We start from the raw sequence: 16,241 nt of genomic DNA on the forward strand, positions 1-16,241 counted from the left end.
ATATTGTCGCGGGGTAATTTCAGAGTTTTAAGCAGCTCGTGGTAAAGTAACGGATTAGACTTTCATGCCATTCGAGGTGCTACATGGAAAAGACCACAACGCAAGAGTTACTGGCGCAAGCTGAAAAACTCTGCGCGCAGCGCAACGTGCGCCTGACGCCTCAGCGCCTCGAAGTGCTGCGCCTGATGAGTCTGCAACAGGGTGCCATCAGCGCATACGATTTGCTCGATTTGCTGCGCGAAACGGAACCACAGGCCAAACCGCCCACCATCTACCGCGCGCTGGATTTTTTGCTCGAACAGGGTTTTGTCCATAAAGTGGAATCCACCAATAGTTACGTGGTTTGCCACCTGTTCGACCAGCCAACGCACAGCTCGGCCATGTTTATCTGCGATCGTTGCGGCGTGGTGAAGGAAGAGTGTGCCGAGGGCGTGGAAGACATCATGCATACGCTGGCGGCTAAAATGGGCTTTGCGCTACGACATAACGTTATTGAGGCGCACGGTCTGTGCCCTGCGTGCGTAGAAGTGGAAGCGTGTCGCCATCCGGGCGACTGTGGTCACGATCACTCGGTGCTGGTGAAGAAAAAACCGCGTTAGCCTGAACGGAAAAACGGGCGGCAGTAGAGAGGGGCACGCCCGCATTCATAAGCAAACAGGGGGAAGCACATCCATGTACTCCTGGTAGGGGAAAACATATTACCAGCGATAGTTGTTACGGGTTTCCCAGTCAACAACCTCTTTTTCCGCCTGATCTTTCTGGTAACCGTAACGCTCCTGGATTTTACCTACCAGTTGGTCGCGTTTACCTTCGATAACGGTCATATCGTCATCGGTCAGTTTGCCCCATTGTTCTTTCATTTTACCTTTAAACTGTTTCCAGTTACCGCCGGCTTCGTCTTTATTCATCATCTTGTCCTCATCATTCGGTTAGGAATAGCAGGTGTTATTCGCCCAAATGCTCTGCAATTTCTGCTGGACGTGATAATAATTGTAGGCAGGAATTCGGCCTTCGGTTTTATATTCAGAATTTTTAACCGTCACGATCTGGCAAACCATGTACCCTCGCGCCAGTGACGACGCCAGATAAGGCTCAACGACAGACCGCGAAGCGCCAGGAACACGGTTAATGCCAGCCATAAACCATGATTTCCTAATACCGGCAGGGCGAAGAGCGTCAGCGCAAATCCTCCCGCGGCGACTGCCATGCTATTGCGCATTTCGGCGGCGCGCGTCGCGCCAATAAACATACCGTCGAGCAGATAGCACCATACGCCCACCAGCGGTAATACCACCTGCCAGATAAGATACCGATCCGCCAGTAGCTGTATTTGCGGCAATGAGGTCAGTAACGCGACAATATGTTCGCCTGCCAGGGCATAGACTGTGGAAAACAACAAGGCCACAATTCCTGACTGACGACACGCCGCTCGCCAGACGTCCAGTAGCTTGCTACCGTCACGCGCGCCGTAAGCCTGACCGGAGTGCGCCTCCACCGCATAAGCAAAACCGTCCAGCGCATAGGCCGTAAAGGTGAGTAAGGTCATCAGGACTGCATTTACCGCGATAATATCGCTGCCCAGCCGCGCGCCTGACACCGTGATTGCGCCAAAACAAAGCTGAAGGAGCAATGAGCGCAGCATAATATCTCGATTGAGCGCCAAAAGGCGGCGCACGTTGCCGCGCCAGGCCTGTTTTAGCATATCCAGCGACACACCGCGGAGATGGAGAACTTTACGTACCATCATGAGGCCGATCAGTAACGTGGCATATTCTGCGATGACCGTCGCCAGGGCGGCGCCCTGCACGTTCATATGAAGTCCCATCACCAGCCACAGGTCGAGCGCGATGTTGAGGATATTGCCCACGACCAACAAGATAACCGGCGCCCGCGCATACTGAACGCCTAACAGCCAACCGAGCAGCACCAGATTCGCCAGTGACGCGGGAGCGCTTAGCCAACGAATTTCAAGGAAGCGTCTCGCCTGCACCAGGACAGCGTCGTTCCCGCCGACAATATGTAAAGCCAGCTCGATAAGCGGCGTGCGAAATAGCACAATCATCACGCCAGCGCCCAGCGCCAGTAATAACGGTTGAATGAGCGCCCGGGCTAACGCCTGTGGATTTTTGGCGCCAAATGCCTGCGCCGTTAGGCCGGTGGTGCTCATACGTAGAAATAGCAGCAGCATGAAAAGAAAGCTGGTGGCAGTCGCGCCCACCGCCACGCCGCCCAGGAAAACCGGGCTATCCAGATGACCAATCACCGCCGTATCGACCAGCCCCAGTAAGGGGACGGTGATGTTAGAAAAAATCATCGGCAGCGCGAGACGCCAGAGAGCTTTATCAGAGGAGGTAAAAAGCGGCATGGAGAAAAGCCTGACAAGGAGTTAAACGAAACGAGCGCATTGCCGGATGGCGACGTAACGCCTTATCCGGCCTACAAATTAATCATCTCAGGAACTGCATTCCCGTAGGCCTGATAAGCGCAGCGCCATCAGGCTGCACGATTGCCGGATGACGGCTTACAAGGAAATGAAAAAGAGATTACAACCATTCCCCGTTGCGAATGACGCCTACCGCCAGCCCTTCAATCGTAAAGCTTTGTTCGCGCAGATCCACCACTATCGGTGTAAACTCGCTGTTTTCCGGCAGCAGTTCCACTTTATTGCCCTGCTTTTTCAGCCGTTTTACTGTCACTTCATCATCAATGCGAGCGACAACCACCTGGCCATTACGGACGTCCTGCGTTTTATGTACCGCCAGCAAATCCCCATCCATAATACCGATGTCTTTCATAGACATACCGCTCACGCGCAGCAGGAAATCGGCGCTGGGTTTGAACAGTGAAGGATCGACCTGGTAATGGCCTTCAATATGCTGCTGCGCCAGAAGAGGTTCACCCGCCGCGACACGCCCGACAAGCGGTAATCCGTCCTCTTCTTCCTGTAACAGACGGATACCTCGCGATGCGCCGGAAACGATTTCAAGCACCCCTTTGCGCGCCAGCGCTTTAAGGTGTTCTTCCGCAGCGTTTGGGGAACGGAACCCCAAACGCTGCGCGATTTCCGCACGCGTCGGTGGCATACCTGTCTGGCTGATGTGATCCCGGATGAGATCAAACACCTCTTGTTGCCTGGCCGTTAACGCTTTCATTCCGCCCCCTGGGTGTATATACAGTCATGCTGTGAGTATATACAGTTAAAGGTGATTTTGGAACCACAAACGGCGCAAAAAACAAGAGATTTATAAAATTTGGAACCTTTATCGAAAATGTGACCATAACAGGATGCCCCAGGTCATCAGGGCAACGAAAATAGACAGTAGCACCGCAGCCGATCCCATATCTTTCGCACGGCCGGAAAGCTCATGGTATTCAGAACCGATGCGGTCAACGACCGCTTCAATAGCGCTGTTGAGGATTTCAACAATCATGATAAGTAAAACGGAACCTATCAATAACACACGGGTAATCGCATCCACATCCAGCCAGCAGGCGATGATGACGCCCAGCAATACCGCGATACTTTCCTGGCGAAACGCCGCTTCGTGAGTCCATGCGGCGCGAAATCCTTTCCAGGAATATCCTGCCGCTTTGATAATTCTGGTGAATCCAGTGGTATTATTGGCCATCAAAAGAACCTTTTTACATTATTAACGTCAATGACATTATACGGTTGCCCTGCACGATTCGGACTGCCGTAACGCAGCGCGAAGTATGACGGGATACAACAGAAATTCGCTAAACTTTCTGATATCCTTGCACCGCATTTGCATTATTAACCAGAGGCTTTACATCGTTTATGTCCGGCTGGCCACGAATTTACTACAAATTACTGAATTTACCATTAAGCATACTGGTAAAAAGCAAGTCTATTCCGGCGGAACCCGCCCAGGAATTGGGGCTCGATACTTCTCGCCCCATTATGTATGTCTTGCCATACAACTCAAAAGCGGACTTACTGACGCTGCGGGCGCAATGTCTGGCGCACGATCTCCCGGATCCGCTGGAGCCGCTGGAGATCGACGGCGCGCTGCTGCCACGCTATGTATTTATTCACGGCGGACCGCGTGTCTTTACCTATTACACGCCAAAAGAAGAGTCGGTGAAACTTTTTCACGATTATCTCGATCTGCATCGGAGTAATCCGGCTTTGGACGTGCAGATGGTGCCCGTTTCCGTGATGTTTGGCCGCGCGCCGGGTCGTGAAAAGGGAGAAGATAACCCGCCTTTACGTATGCTGAACGGCGTACAGAAATTCTTTGCCATCTCCTGGCTGGGTCGCGATAGCTTTGTCCGATTCTCGCCGTCCGTCTCATTGCGTCGCATGGCTGATGAACACGGCACCGATAAAATCATCGCGCAGAAGCTGGCTCGCGTGGCGCGTATGCACTTTGCCCGCCAGCGCCTGGCGGCGGTTGGCCCACGCCTGCCCGCCCGTCAGGATCTGTTTAACAAACTGCTGGCCTCGAAAGCGATCGCCCGCGCGGTAGAAGACGAAGCGCGCAGTAAAAAAATCTCTCATGAAAAAGCGCAGCAAAACGCTATTGCGCTGATGGAAGAGATCGCGGCGAACTTCTCTTACGAGATGATTCGTTTGACCGACAGGATTTTGGGGTTTACCTGGAACCGACTGTACCAGGGGATTAACGTGCATAACGCCGAGCGCGTACGCCAACTGGCGCACGACGGGCATGAAATCGTCTATGTGCCCTGTCACCGCAGCCATATGGACTATTTGCTCCTTTCTTATGTGCTGTACCATCAGGGGCTGGTTCCGCCGCACATTGCCGCCGGTATTAACCTTAATTTCTGGCCCGCTGGCCCGATTTTCCGTCGTCTGGGCGCGTTCTTTATTCGTCGCACCTTTAAGGGGAATAAACTCTATTCCACCGTCTTTCGCGAATACCTGGGCGAGCTGTTCAGCCGCGGTTACTCGGTTGAGTATTTTGTCGAAGGAGGACGTTCGCGTACCGGACGTTTGTTAGATCCGAAAACCGGCACCCTGTCGATGACTATCCAGGCGATGCTGCGCGGCGGTACCCGTCCAATTACGTTAGTGCCTATTTACATCGGCTATGAGCACGTCATGGAAGTGGGCACCTATGCGAAAGAGCTGCGCGGCGCGACAAAAGAGAAAGAGAGTCTGCCGCAGATGCTGAAAGGCTTGAGCAAGCTGCGCAATCTGGGTCAGGGCTACGTTAACTTTGGCGAACCGATGCCGCTCATGACGTACCTGAACCAGCATGTGCCGGAGTGGCGCGAATCTATCGACCCTATAGAGGCCATACGCCCAGCCTGGCTGACGCCGACGGTAAATAGTATCGCCGCCGATCTGATGGTGCGTATTAACAACGCTGGCGCGGCAAACGCGATGAACCTGTGTTGTACCGCGCTGTTAGCGTCGCGTCAGCGCTCGCTCACCCGCGAGCAGCTCACCGAGCAGCTTGATTGCTATCTCGATCTGATGCGCAATGTCCCTTATTCCACAGACTCAACCGTTCCTGCCGCCAGCGCTGGCGAGCTTATCGCTCACGCGCTGCAGATGAATAAGTTTGAGGTCGAGAAAGACACCATTGGCGATATCATCATTCTGCCGCGCGAGCAGGCGGTGTTGATGACCTACTATCGTAACAATATCGCGCATATGTTGATTATGCCTTCGCTGATGGCGGCGATTATCACCCAGCATCGTCGCATTTCGCGTGATGCGTTGCAGCAGCATGTTGAAGCGCTCTATCCGATGTTAAAAGCGGAGCTGTTCCTGCGCTGGGAGCGCGAGGAGTTAGCCTCGGTCATTGACGCGCTGGCCAGTGAAATGCAGCGTCAGGGGCTAATTACCCTGCAGGATGATGAACTGCATATCAACCCGACGCATTCCCGTACGCTGCAACTGCTGGCGGCAGGCGCGCGCGAAACGCTACAGCGTTATGCCATTACGTTCTGGCTGTTGAGCGCCAATCCGTCCATCAACCGCAGTACGCTGGAGAAAGAAAGCCGTACCGTGGCGCAACGTCTGTCTGTCCTGCACGGTATTAACGCGCCGGAGTTTTTCGACAAAGCGGTGTTCAGTTCACTCGTGTTGACGCTACGGGATGAGGGTTATATCAGTGATACGGGCGATGCCGAACCGGCAGAAACGATGAAGATATATCAGATGCTTGCCGATCTAATTACCTCTGATGTCCGTCTGACGATTGAAAGCGCGACGCAGGGCGAGTAAGCCAGTGCCTGAAATGCCCGATAGTGCAAGCTCATCGGGCAACTGATATGACGTATTGAAAATTTTGGTTTTGTAGGCCGGGTTCGCCCGGCATGACATCAGAAGTGCCAGTAACTCATCGCCAGCCCTAAAAATAGCACCAGGCCAACGTAGTTATTGTTCATAAAGGCTTTAAAGCAGGCTTCACGTTCACGGTTCGCAATCAGTTTTTGCTGGTAGACAAACAGCGCGCCCGCCACCAGCACAGCCCAGTAATATCCCCATCCCAGACCATTCAACCAGCCGATCAGCGCCATTAACGCCATGACGCCAAGCTGCAGAATCCCGATAATCAATGTGTCATAACGACCAAACAAGATCGCAGTCGATTTAATGCCTATCTTGATATCATCATCTCTGTCGACCATCGCATATTGCGTATCGTAAGCCACCGCCCAGAGAATATTGGCGAGGAACATCAGCCAGCAGCTCAACGGCAGGGATTCGCTCACCGCGGCGAACGCCATGGGGATTGACCAGCCGAAAGCGGCCCCCAGCACGACCTGCGGCAGGTGGGTGTAGCGTTTCATAAAGGGATAAACCCAGGCCAACGCCAGCGCCGCTACGGAAAGCAGAATCGTCATGGCGTTCAGCGTCAGCACCAACAGAAACGCCAGCAGCACCAGCACCACAAACAGGTTGCGCGCTTCTTTCTCTGTCACGGCGCCGCTGGGTAAAGGCCGGTTGACCGTACGTTTTACATGTCCGTCAAATTTACGATCGGCATAATCATTTACCACGCAGCCCGCCGCGCGCATTAACCACACGCCAGCGACAAAAACCGCCAAAATCCACAGCTGAGGCATACCCGGCGTCGCCACCCATAGCGCCCAAAGCGTCGGCCAGAGCAGCAGCAACGCGCCAATAGGCTTATCTGTACGCATCAAACGGTGAAACGCCAGCAGCTTACTCTGCGTCAGACTCCACTCCATCTTTATCTTCCTCTCAGTACAGCGGCGATGCAGGTAAAAAAAGCTCGGTAAGCAACAGCGGTTTTCCGCTCAACCGCAGTCGAGAGCGGCGCCCCCACAGCGTTGCATCGCGTCCAATTTCAATAAAATCGCGGGTCAGTGTCGATGATGTAAATAGATAACGTCCAAGCGGGGTTTTACCCAGATGTTGTAAGACCTGTTCAGGTCCGCACAGCGTGGATTCCGGTACCACGGTACGTCCGGCAAGCCAGGGCTCGCCGTCAGCGCAAAGCAGTATCTCACGTAACCAGTAGCGGGATTCGGATGGTAGTAAACCTGATGCTTCCTCGACCTCACTTTGGCCGACAAACGCTTCCCGAATCAGAGTCACGCTTACCCGCTTTCCCTGCTGCTCAAAACGTTTAGTCATAGAATCTTCCAGCAACAGCCAGTCCAGTAAATGGGGCTCAAGCGCAGGAATCGCATCAAAATAGCGCAGCGCACGCAGTTGCGTTAACGCAGGGTGTGACATGCCTTACTCTCCGATTCATAACCTAAAGTCATTGTATCTCAGAAAAGACATTACGGGGGGCGCAATCACAATTAAGTGATCTGTTGCGCAACAAAAAAATAACAATTCGCATGAAATGATAAAAAAAAGGTGCGCCAGGAGACGCACCAGTTGCTGCAAAATCAGCACTGTGGGGAAACAATTACCCCTTGCCTTTTACACTGCTGATAAAGGTGGAACGGGCAGATGTCGATCCCAGACGTTCGGCCTCATCAAGCAGTTTCAGCGCTTTATCGACGTCGCCTTTCGCTACGGCATCCTTAATCGCTTTATTAAAGTAGCTTTCCGTATCGTTCAACATCGGCTCGCTTTTCTTCGGCGCGACTGGCGCTGGCGCAGCGACCGGCGCGGCGGTATTGCCTACCGTTACCGGCCCGGTACCGGACGAGCCAAACAACGGCCCGACCAATACGCTGGAGCTGCTGTTGGTTTTCACCTTCAGTTTCACCACGCCATCAGTGGTATGGCGAGCAACTGGATCGGGAATATCCGGGATAGAGTTACCGACGCCTTTGGCATAGGCTTTTGCCGGATCGAGCAGCGTAGTAGTTTGCTGAAGATCTTTTTCGGTCGTAAACACCAGAACATAGAGTTTCTGCTGCCCCAACGCAGGCGTCAGGCGCATCACGCCTTCCAGCCGATCTGCGCTCATGACGCCCGGCTGCTGATAAGTAAAGTAACTGCTGGGGAAGAACGCCGAAGGCGTCATATTTTGGTCAAGAATCAACACGTTTGGCGCAAAAACGCTGGCTTGCTTATTGACCTCGCTGGTCAGAGTTAATGTCAGCTCGCCGATATTCGCCGGAACGCTATAAGCGGCGACCGGGCCGGTAATGCCGGCGACGTCAAGGCGCTGGCCGCCCGTCGCCAGTTGGGTAGACTGCGTTTTTGACTGATCTACAGGCGTCCAGGTTAATTGCTGTAGCGCAGCAGCAGGAATAGCGGGCGCGGCGCTGGTATTTTGCGGTACATAGTTCACTTCCGCCAGGCTGATACCCGGCACGCTGGCGAACAGCCCTGCGGTTAAACAGAGGGCGACGAGACTTTTCTTCATTTTCATTATTCTCACCTCAATAAGGCGGGTTCAGCGGTAGCCAGGCAATAGCGCGCCAACCCAAACATATCGCCGAATGGCGGCTGGCGCCTTATTCGGCTTACAAGCATCATCAGACCTGATGTTTCAGAGGGGCTTGCGCCCCTCGTTACGTCAGATGACCATCGTATTACCACCAGATTTCCATCTGGGCGCCGAAGGTCCACTCATCGCTATCGCCACGGCTGTTGGTGGAAATGCCGGAGTTAGTCGCTGCGGCATAACGGGAAATGTTATCGCCGTCTTTGATATAGCCCCACTTCTCATCCCATTTCGCGTAGGTGGCGAAAATACGGATAGCCGGACGCGACCAGATGCTGTCGCCCGCCTGCCACTGTTGCGCCAGGGTGATTTTATATTGATTGTTACGATCGCCGGTCTGCTGAGATTTCACGTTGTCGTAGCCGACTTCCAGCAGGGTACTCATGATTGGCGTCCACTTGTACATTGGACGTACGCCCACGGTCCACCACTCAGTACCCAGGTTATTATCCCAATCGATATTCTGGTACATACCGACGTACATCAAATCCCATTTATCACCAAGCGAGATGGCGCCATGATCCAAAATACGCCACATATCGCCATTATTATTGATGACCTTATTGGCATAATTAATTTTGGTTCCATCAGGTAATTCTTCAGTGAAAGATGAAGAACCGTCGGAACCGCGCGCCTGGCCTTTACCCTGCGTGGTCATGGCATCGGTGGCATATTGCACGACAAACTTGTTATAGCCTTTCAACATGCTTTGCGTATGTTCGGCGGTGAACATCCAGCCGTCTTTCGATGCCCCATCAGCCAGCTTATAACCATCGGTCGTATTGGCGCGACCGTAATCAACGCCTAGCTCCAGTACGCCGTCCGGGTTCGTTTGCAGACCAGCCAGACGTACGTCAAAGACGTCGTTAGCGGTATCTTTCACTTCATCATAAATATTCTGGCTGCTGAAGGTGTAAGAGCCGCCCGCTTCAGTAGACCGGGTCGCCGCCAGTGAAAGCTTACCGAAGCCCAGATCGATATTTTCGATACCTGCGCCAGGACCTGAAATATCCCAGTAGTAGAAGTCGATCATGTGTACGTCATGACGCTGATAGAAGCGCTTACCGGCCCAGATGGTAGAGCCCGGCAGCCATTCAATCAGGTTTTTACCCTGCACGTTCGCTTCGCGGAAGGCGGGATCGGTCGATTCCCAGTCGTTCTGCTGGTTAACCGAATAGGCGACGTTGGTGTCGAAATAGAAGCTCTTATCGCCCTCTTTCCACACTTCCTGGCCCAGTTTCAGTTCCGCATAGGTTTCACATTCGTTACCGAGACGGTATTTACTTTGTGCACCGGTCACCTGGAAACACTGTTGTTCGCCGCCGCTTCCCGTCCAGCCAATACCGGAACGGGCGTAACCGTGGAAATCGACAGCCATTGCCTGAGCGGACATTACGCCCGCTGCGACAGCAACCGCCAGTGGGAGTTTGCGCAGAGTAATCATCATTCTATCTCCTGAGATCATTGCTTTTCTTTAAACGCTGCCACCTTCTAAAACTGCGAATGGTTTTGCGTTTCGTTTTTTTATGGAGGCCTTAAACACCCGGCTCTTGATGCAGACGACGACATGCGCTGCCATCCTCGCGGAACAGATGACAGCGCTCTGGCGGCAGGCCGATAGCGAATGTGGCGCCCTCTTCTACCAACACCACGTCATTCTGGCGATAAACCAGGTTTTGACGGATGGCGGGGATCTGGATATGAATTTGTGTTTCGTGCCCTAACTGCTCGACCACCTGGACTTCGCCTTCCAGGGTGACATCGGCGATATCGCTCGGCAGCAGGTGTTCCGGCCGAATGCCTAAAGACATATTGGCGCCGACCTGCACGCCGCGACTTTCGACCGGCAGCCAGATTTGCTGGCGATTCGGCAGTTCGACCTGGACTTGTTCAATCGCGGTGGCGGTCACTTTCACCGGCAGGAAGTTCATCTTCGGCGAGCCGATAAAGCCCGCGACAAAGCGGTCCGCCGGATAGTGGTACAGCTCCAGCGGCTTACCGACCTGCGCGACGCGACCGGCGTCCAGCACCACGATTTTGTCGGCCAGCGTCATCGCTTCGACCTGATCGTGGGTGACGTAAATCATCGTGCGGCCCAGACGTTTATGCAGGCGAGAAATTTCAATACGCATCTGCACGCGCAGCGCGGCGTCCAGGTTAGAGAGCGGTTCATCCAGCAAAAACACACGCGGCTCCGCCACCAGCGTGCGGCCAATCGCTACGCGCTGACGCTGCCCGCCGGAAAGCGCTTTTGGCTTACGTTCCAGCAGATGCGCCAGTTGCAGCACTTCCGCCACCTGGTTGACGCGTTGATTCATTACCTCTTTTTTGGCGCCCGCCAGCTTGAGGCCGAAAGACATGTTTTCTGCAACGGAGAGATGGGGATAGAGCGCATAAGACTGGAATACCATGCCCACGCCGCGCTCGGCAGGCGGAATATCATTCATACGGGTTTCCCCGATAAACAGGTCGCCACTGGTGATGGTTTCAAGCCCGGCGATCATACGCAGCAAGGTCGATTTACCACAGCCTGACGGTCCGACAAACACCACGAACTCCCCGTCATGGATATCGAGGTTAATATCTTTCGATACCACCACGTCACCCCAGGCTTTCGTTACATTTCGTAGCTGTACGCTCGCCATGCCTTTCTCCCTTCGTTACAACCTGTCATTGACAGCAACATTCATGATGGCCTGACTATGCGCGATCCCTGACTGGGGTAAATCCTCCACCCCCCGGCTTTTTTATGGGGGAGGAGGCGGGAGGATGAGGACACAACGCCTGAGACCACGGGCGCGGACAGAAAAGGAATTTCGTGATGCCGCCCGCAAAAATCGGCGTGTTTTTATGTGCGCCAGCACGCATTACTCACATTTATGCAACACAGATCACATAAAGCCGGGGTGGGGCGTAGGGGCGAGGAGGATGGAAAGAGGTTGTCGTATAAAGAAACTAGAGACCGTTAAACCACCTCTGTGTACATCACCAAAAAGGATGGGAGATATGAAGATTAAAACTGGCGTAGGCATCCTCGCATTATCCGCACTTACGACGATGATGATTTCCGCCCCGGCTCTCGCCAAAATTGAAGAAGGTAAACTGGTTATCTGGATCAACGGCGACAAGGGCTATAACGGTCTGGCCGAGGTCGGTAAAAAATTTGAGCAAGACACCGGCATTAAAGTGACCGTTGAGCACCCGGATAAGCTGGAAGAGAAATTCCCGCAGGTGGCAGCCACCGGCGACGGTCCTGACATTATCTTCTGGGCGCACGACCGTTTTGGCGGCTACGCGCAGTCTGGTCTGCTGGCGGAGGTCACTCCGGATAAAGCGTTTCAGGACAAACTCTATCCGTTCACCTGGGATGCGGTACGTTATAACGGCAAGCTGATCGCCTACCCCATCGCCGTTGAAGCCCTCTCCCTGATTTATAACAAAGACCTCGTCCCGAACCCGCCGAAAACCTGGGAAGAGATCCCGGCGCTGGATAAAGAGCTAAAAGCGAAAGGGAAGTCGGCGATAATGTTCAACCTGCAAGAGCCGTATTTCACCTGGCCTTTGATCGCCGCTGACGGCGGTTACGCGTTCAAATTTGAAAACGGCAAGTATGACGTGAAAGACGTTGGCGTCGACAACGCCGGCGCGAAAGCGGGCCTGACTTTCCTGATCGATATGATCAAGAACAAAAATATGAGCGCCGATACCGATTACTCCATCGCCGAAGCAGCCTTCAATAAAGGCGAAACGGCAATGACCATCAACGGTCCGTGGGCATGGTCGAACATCGACAAGAGCAAAGTCAACTACGGTGTCACCCTGCTGCCGACCTTCAAAGGTAAACCCTCGAAACCGTTCGTCGGCGTGCTGAGCGCGGGGATTAACGCTGCCAGCCCGAACAAGGAGCTGGCGAAAGAGTTCCTCGAAAACTACCTGCTGACCGATCAGGGTCTGGAAGCGGTGAACAAAGATAAACCGCTGGGCGCCGTGGCGCTGAAATCTTTCCAGGAGCAGTTAGCGAAAGACCCCCGTATCGCCGCCACCATGGATAACGCCCAGAAAGGCGAGATCATGCCGAATATTCCGCAGATGTCCGCCTTCTGGTATGCGGTACGTACGGCTGTGATCAATGCCGCCAGCGGCCGTCAAACCGTGGATGCCGCGCTGAAAGATGCACAAAGCCGTATCACTAAGTAATGCCGCGAGCCTGTGCCGGATGGCGGCATAAATGCCTTATCCGGCCTACAACACACCGTAGGCCTGATAAGCGCAGCGCCATCAGGCACATCTCCGGCCAGGAAGTTTCAACGCTGTAGAGGAAAATCCCCATGGATGTCATTAAAAAGAAACACTGGTGGCAAAGTGACCAGCTTAAATGGTCAGTAATTGGTCTGCTGGGCCTGCTGGTGGGTTACCTTGTAGTTTTAATGTACGTACAAGGGGAGTATCTGTTCGCCATCATGACGCTGATTTTAAGCTCTGCTGGCCTGTATATTTTCGCAAATCGTAAAACCTATGCCTGGCGCTACGTTTACCCTGGCCTCGCCGGCATGGGGCTGTTTGTGCTATTCCCCCTGGTGTGCACCATCGCTATCGCCTTTACTAACTACAGCAGCACCAACCAGCTCACCTTTGAACGCGCCCAGCAAGTGCTGATGGACCGTTCTTATCAGGCAGGAAAAACCTATAACTTCGGTCTTTACCCGGCCGGCGACGAGTGGCAACTGGCCCTCACCGACGGAGAAACGGGCAAACATTACCTGTCTGACGCATTTTCCTTCGGCGGTGAACAAAAATTACAGCTGAAAGAGACCGATGCCCTGCCGGGCGGCGAACGCGCCAATCTGCGGATAATCACCCAGAACCGTCTGGCGCTGAACCAGATAACCGCCGTCCTGCCGGATGAAAGTAAAGTGATTATGAGCTCGCTGCGTCAGTTTTCCGGTACCCGTCCGCTGTACACACTGGCTGATGACGGCCTGCTTACCAATAACCAGAGCGGCGTAAAATACCGGCCAAATAACGATAGCGGTTATTATCAGTCGATCAACGCCGACGGAAGCTGGGGTGATGAAAAACTCAGTCCTGGTTATACCGTTACTATCGGCGCGAAAAACTTTACGCGCGTCTTTACCGACGAAGGGATCCAGAAGCCCTTTTTCGCTATCTTCGTCTGGACCGTGGTCTTTTCGGTCCTCACTGTGGTGTTAACCGTGGCGGTTGGGATGGTATTGGCCTGCCTCGTACAGTGGGAAGCGCTGAAAGGTAAAGCTATCTACCGCGTCCTGCTGATTCTGCCCTACGCCGTACCGTCGTTTATTTCAATTTTGATTTTCAAAGGGTTATTCAACCAAAGCTTTGGCGAAATCAATATGATGCTGAGCGCGCTGTTCGGCATTAAACCGGCCTGGTTCAGCGACCCCAACACCGCGCGGGCAATGGTGATTATCGTGAATACCTGGCTGGGCTATCCCTACATGATGATCCTGTGCATGGGACTGCTGAAAGCGATTCCGGATGACCTGTACGAAGCCTCCGCAATGGACGGCGCTGGTCCATTTCAGAATTTCTTTAAAATCACCTTACCGCTGCTGATTAAGCCGCTAACGCCGCTGATGATCGCCAGCTTCGCCTTTAACTTTAATAACTTTGTACTGATTCAGTTATTGACCAACGGCGGGCCAGACCGTCTCGGCACCACCACGCCTGCCGGTTATACCGATCTGCTCGTCAGCTACACCTACCGTATCGCCTTTGAAGGCGGCGGCGGTCAGGACTTCGGTCTGGCGGCGGCCATTGCCACGCTGATCTTCCTGCTGGTAGGCGCGCTGGCAATAGTGAACCTGAAAGCCACGCGTATGAAGTTTGATTAAGGGAGATAATAACAATGGCTATGGTCCAACCCAAATCTCAGAAACTGCGTCTCTTCATCACGCACCTGGGGCTGCTGATTTTCATCGCGGCGATTATGTTCCCGCTGCTGATGGTCATCGCTATCTCGCTACGTGAAGGGAACTTCGCCACCGGAAGCCTGATCCCGGATAAAATCTCCTGGGAACACTGGCGGCTGGCGCTGGGTTTCAGCGTGGAACATGCGGATGGTCGGGTAACGCCGCCTCCCTTCCCGGTCCTGCTGTGGCTGTGGAACTCGGTGAAAATCGCCGGTATTACCGCCATCGGCATCGTGGCGCTCTCCACCACCTGCGCCTACGCTTTCGCACGAATGCGTTTTCCAGGTAAAGCAACACTGCTCAAAGGGATGCTGATTTTCCAGATGTTTCCGGCGGTTTTGTCTCTGGTGGCGCTGTATGCGTTATTTGACCGCCTGGGACAATACATTCCATTTATCGGTCTGAATACGCATGGCGGCGTGATCTTCGCCTATCTTGGCGGCATTGCACTGCATGTCTGGACGATTAAAGGCTACTTCGAAACTATCGACAGCTCGCTGGAAGAGGCCGCCGCGCTGGATGGCGCAACCCCGTGGCAGGCGTTTCGCCTGGTGCTGCTGCCGCTTTCCGTACCGATTCTGGCGGTGGTGTTTATTCTGTCGTTCATCGCGGCGATTACCGAAGTTCCGGTCGCCTCGTTGTTACTGCGCGATGTGGACAGCTATACGCTGGCCGTGGGTATGCAGCAATATCTCAACCCGCAAAACTATTTGTGGGGCGACTTTGCCGCCGCCGCCGTCCTTTCTGCTATTCCTATCACCCTGGTGTTCCTGTTGGCGCAACGTTGGCTGGTCAACGGCCTGACGGCTGGGGGTGTGAAAGGTTAAGTTTTATCGAAGTACCTGCCCGGCAACGGGCAATGCCACTGCCCTCAACTTATGTTATCCCCACTTATGGTCGTATTTTGGCGCTCTTCGGAGCGCTTTTTTTATGCGTTATAGACAGCGACTAATTTATTGCCACGCCATACGTCCATTACGGTGTGGCGACGCCTATTCTCGCCGTAGTCGGTTCGAATTACATAACCACAACGTGATAACCAACAGGAGGATCGCCGCCGAATAGAGTAATACATCCATTGGCGTTTTATGATCGACAATGATCAGGCGCACAATCGCCGTGATCCCAATGTACACGAAATAGCGCAGCGGAAAGTGAAGGCCAGACTTAAAGTACTTCACAATCAGCGCAATAAATTCGAAATAAAGAAAGTAGATCACCAGCCCTTCCACCAGTTCATATTTGCTGGCTTGCTCAGGCACGAATAATGCGTCCGCCAGATGCACCGTCTCTTTACCGAGAAAAACAACCAGGATCAGACCGAGGGTAAGCAGCCCCAAATTTAGTACGTTTTGTAAAATCGTGGCGATAAACTCAAGACGTGAGCGCGATAATGGCATCATAACAGCCCCCT

General features: G+C 53.6%; 16 protein-coding genes and 1 pseudogene. 5 read left to right on the forward strand and 12 right to left on the reverse strand.

Annotated elements, in window-relative coordinates; all coding sequences use genetic code 11:
* Positions 1–83: 83 nt before the first annotated feature.
* Complete coding sequence (gene zur / locus HU143_RS20840; RefSeq protein WP_000416271.1) at positions 84–599, forward strand: zinc uptake transcriptional repressor Zur; 516 nt, start codon at positions 84–86, stop codon at positions 597–599.
* A 99-nt stretch (positions 600–698) separates the two neighbouring features.
* On the opposite strand, the gene HU143_RS20845 is transcribed toward zur, so the two are convergent.
* The 5 genes from HU143_RS20845 to HU143_RS20865 all read right to left on the reverse strand — a co-directional run bounded on the left by HU143_RS20845 (position 699) and on the right by HU143_RS20865 (position 3,629).
* A complete protein-coding gene (locus HU143_RS20845; protein WP_001030592.1) occupies positions 699–908 on the reverse strand; it encodes a CsbD family protein in 210 nt (69 codons plus the stop codon).
* A 21-nt stretch (positions 909–929) separates the two neighbouring features.
* The gene (locus tag HU143_RS20850; RefSeq protein ID WP_010989093.1) at positions 930–1,043 is read right to left on the reverse strand and encodes a hypothetical protein; all 114 of its coding nucleotides are present in this window, start codon (positions 1,041–1,043) and stop codon (positions 930–932) included.
* Entirely contained in the window at positions 1,040–2,365 is a 1,326-nt protein-coding gene (dinF, locus tag HU143_RS20855; protein ID WP_001128113.1) for an MATE family efflux transporter DinF, read from the reverse strand. Before dinF ends, HU143_RS20850 begins: the two co-directional genes overlap by 4 nt.
* Positions 2,366–2,543: 178 nt before the next feature.
* Positions 2,544–3,152, reverse strand: a complete 609-nt coding sequence (gene lexA, locus HU143_RS20860) for a transcriptional repressor LexA (protein ID WP_000646079.1) — start codon at positions 3,150–3,152, stop codon at positions 2,544–2,546.
* Between the two features lie 108 nt (positions 3,153–3,260).
* Complete coding sequence (locus HU143_RS20865) at positions 3,261–3,629, reverse strand: diacylglycerol kinase (protein ID WP_000002900.1); 369 nt, start codon at positions 3,627–3,629, stop codon at positions 3,261–3,263.
* 170 nt (positions 3,630–3,799) lie between these two features.
* Between HU143_RS20865 and plsB the strand changes: the two genes are divergently transcribed.
* Positions 3,800–6,220: a glycerol-3-phosphate 1-O-acyltransferase PlsB gene (gene plsB / locus HU143_RS20870; protein ID WP_000017360.1), complete on the forward strand. Its 2,421-nt coding sequence runs from the start codon at positions 3,800–3,802 to the stop codon at positions 6,218–6,220.
* 98 nt (positions 6,221–6,318) lie between these two features.
* Here the strand turns inward: plsB and ubiA are convergent, their stop codons facing one another.
* The 5 genes from ubiA to malK all read right to left on the reverse strand — a co-directional run bounded on the left by ubiA (position 6,319) and on the right by malK (position 11,521).
* Positions 6,319–7,191, reverse strand: coding sequence for a 4-hydroxybenzoate octaprenyltransferase (gene ubiA / locus HU143_RS20875; protein WP_000455249.1), 873 nt, complete (start codon positions 7,189–7,191; stop codon positions 6,319–6,321).
* A 13-nt stretch (positions 7,192–7,204) separates the two neighbouring features.
* Positions 7,205–7,702, reverse strand: coding sequence for a chorismate lyase (gene ubiC / locus HU143_RS20880; RefSeq protein ID WP_000019219.1), 498 nt, complete (start codon positions 7,700–7,702; stop codon positions 7,205–7,207).
* Between the two features lie 181 nt (positions 7,703–7,883).
* On the reverse strand, positions 7,884–8,801 hold the full coding sequence (malM, locus tag HU143_RS20885) for a maltose operon protein MalM (protein ID WP_000782497.1): 918 nt from the start codon (positions 8,799–8,801) through the stop codon (positions 7,884–7,886).
* Between the two features lie 163 nt (positions 8,802–8,964).
* Positions 8,965–10,323 carry a maltoporin gene (locus HU143_RS20890; RefSeq protein ID WP_000973678.1) on the reverse strand — a complete coding sequence of 453 codons (1,359 nt, stop codon included), beginning with the start codon at positions 10,321–10,323 and terminating at the stop codon, positions 8,965–8,967.
* A gap of 88 nt (positions 10,324–10,411) precedes the next feature.
* Complete coding sequence (malK, locus tag HU143_RS20895; RefSeq protein WP_000179176.1) at positions 10,412–11,521, reverse strand: maltose/maltodextrin ABC transporter ATP-binding protein MalK; 1,110 nt, start codon at positions 11,519–11,521, stop codon at positions 10,412–10,414.
* A 361-nt stretch (positions 11,522–11,882) separates the two neighbouring features.
* Between malK and malE the strand changes: the two genes are divergently transcribed.
* Positions 11,883–13,073 carry a maltose/maltodextrin ABC transporter substrate-binding protein MalE gene (gene malE / locus HU143_RS20900; RefSeq protein ID WP_000695415.1) on the forward strand — a complete coding sequence of 397 codons (1,191 nt, stop codon included), beginning with the start codon at positions 11,883–11,885 and terminating at the stop codon, positions 13,071–13,073.
* Here the strand turns inward: malE and HU143_RS24870 are convergent.
* Positions 13,022–13,162: pseudogene (locus HU143_RS24870) on the reverse strand (hypothetical protein); the annotation flags it as partial. The gene malE and the pseudogene HU143_RS24870 sit on opposite strands and share 52 nt — an antisense overlap.
* 42 nt (positions 13,163–13,204) lie before the next feature.
* Between HU143_RS24870 and malF the strand changes: the two are divergent.
* Positions 13,205–14,749, forward strand: coding sequence for a maltose ABC transporter permease MalF (gene malF, locus HU143_RS20905; protein WP_000382565.1), 1,545 nt, complete (start codon positions 13,205–13,207; stop codon positions 14,747–14,749).
* A gap of 14 nt (positions 14,750–14,763) precedes the next feature.
* Positions 14,764–15,654 (forward strand): maltose ABC transporter permease MalG, encoded by an 891-nt coding sequence (gene malG / locus HU143_RS20910; protein WP_001252081.1) that lies wholly within the window; start codon positions 14,764–14,766, stop codon positions 15,652–15,654.
* Between the two features lie 165 nt (positions 15,655–15,819).
* On the opposite strand, the gene psiE is transcribed toward malG, so the two are convergent.
* Positions 15,820–16,230 carry a phosphate-starvation-inducible protein PsiE gene (gene psiE / locus HU143_RS20915; RefSeq protein ID WP_000982752.1) on the reverse strand — a complete coding sequence of 137 codons (411 nt, stop codon included), beginning with the start codon at positions 16,228–16,230 and terminating at the stop codon, positions 15,820–15,822.
* Positions 16,231–16,241 lie beyond the last annotated feature (11 nt).

It is taken from the genome of Salmonella sp. SJTUF14076 (assembly GCF_015534835.1).
GTDB classification, from domain to species: Bacteria; Pseudomonadota; Gammaproteobacteria; order Enterobacterales; family Enterobacteriaceae; genus Salmonella; species Salmonella enterica.

Bases quoted from the DNA above. Each gene is read 5' to 3' on its own strand.
- lexA (WP_000646079.1), bottom strand. From the start codon at position 3,152: ATGAAAGCGTTAACGGCCAGGCAACAAGAGGTGTTTGATCTCATCCGG.
- HU143_RS20865 (WP_000002900.1), bottom strand. From the start codon at position 3,629: ATGGCCAATAATACCACTGGATTCACCAGAATTATCAAAGCGGCAGGA.
- HU143_RS20845 (WP_001030592.1), bottom strand. From the start codon at position 908: ATGAATAAAGACGAAGCCGGCGGTAACTGGAAACAGTTTAAAGGTAAA.
- ubiC (WP_000019219.1), bottom strand. From the start codon at position 7,702: ATGTCACACCCTGCGTTAACGCAACTGCGTGCGCTGCGCTATTTTGAT.
- zur (WP_000416271.1), top strand. From the start codon at position 84: ATGGAAAAGACCACAACGCAAGAGTTACTGGCGCAAGCTGAAAAACTC.
- malM (WP_000782497.1), bottom strand. From the start codon at position 8,801: ATGAAAATGAAGAAAAGTCTCGTCGCCCTCTGTTTAACCGCAGGGCTG.
- malG (WP_001252081.1), top strand. From the start codon at position 14,764: ATGGCTATGGTCCAACCCAAATCTCAGAAACTGCGTCTCTTCATCACG.
- malE (WP_000695415.1), top strand. From the start codon at position 11,883: ATGAAGATTAAAACTGGCGTAGGCATCCTCGCATTATCCGCACTTACG.
- plsB (WP_000017360.1), top strand. From the start codon at position 3,800: ATGTCCGGCTGGCCACGAATTTACTACAAATTACTGAATTTACCATTA.
- ubiA (WP_000455249.1), bottom strand. From the start codon at position 7,191: ATGGAGTGGAGTCTGACGCAGAGTAAGCTGCTGGCGTTTCACCGTTTG.
- HU143_RS20890 (WP_000973678.1), bottom strand. From the start codon at position 10,323: ATGATGATTACTCTGCGCAAACTCCCACTGGCGGTTGCTGTCGCAGCG.
- psiE (WP_000982752.1), bottom strand. From the start codon at position 16,230: ATGATGCCATTATCGCGCTCACGTCTTGAGTTTATCGCCACGATTTTA.
- dinF (WP_001128113.1), bottom strand. From the start codon at position 2,365: ATGCCGCTTTTTACCTCCTCTGATAAAGCTCTCTGGCGTCTCGCGCTG.
- malF (WP_000382565.1), top strand. From the start codon at position 13,205: ATGGATGTCATTAAAAAGAAACACTGGTGGCAAAGTGACCAGCTTAAA.
- malK (WP_000179176.1), bottom strand. From the start codon at position 11,521: ATGGCGAGCGTACAGCTACGAAATGTAACGAAAGCCTGGGGTGACGTG.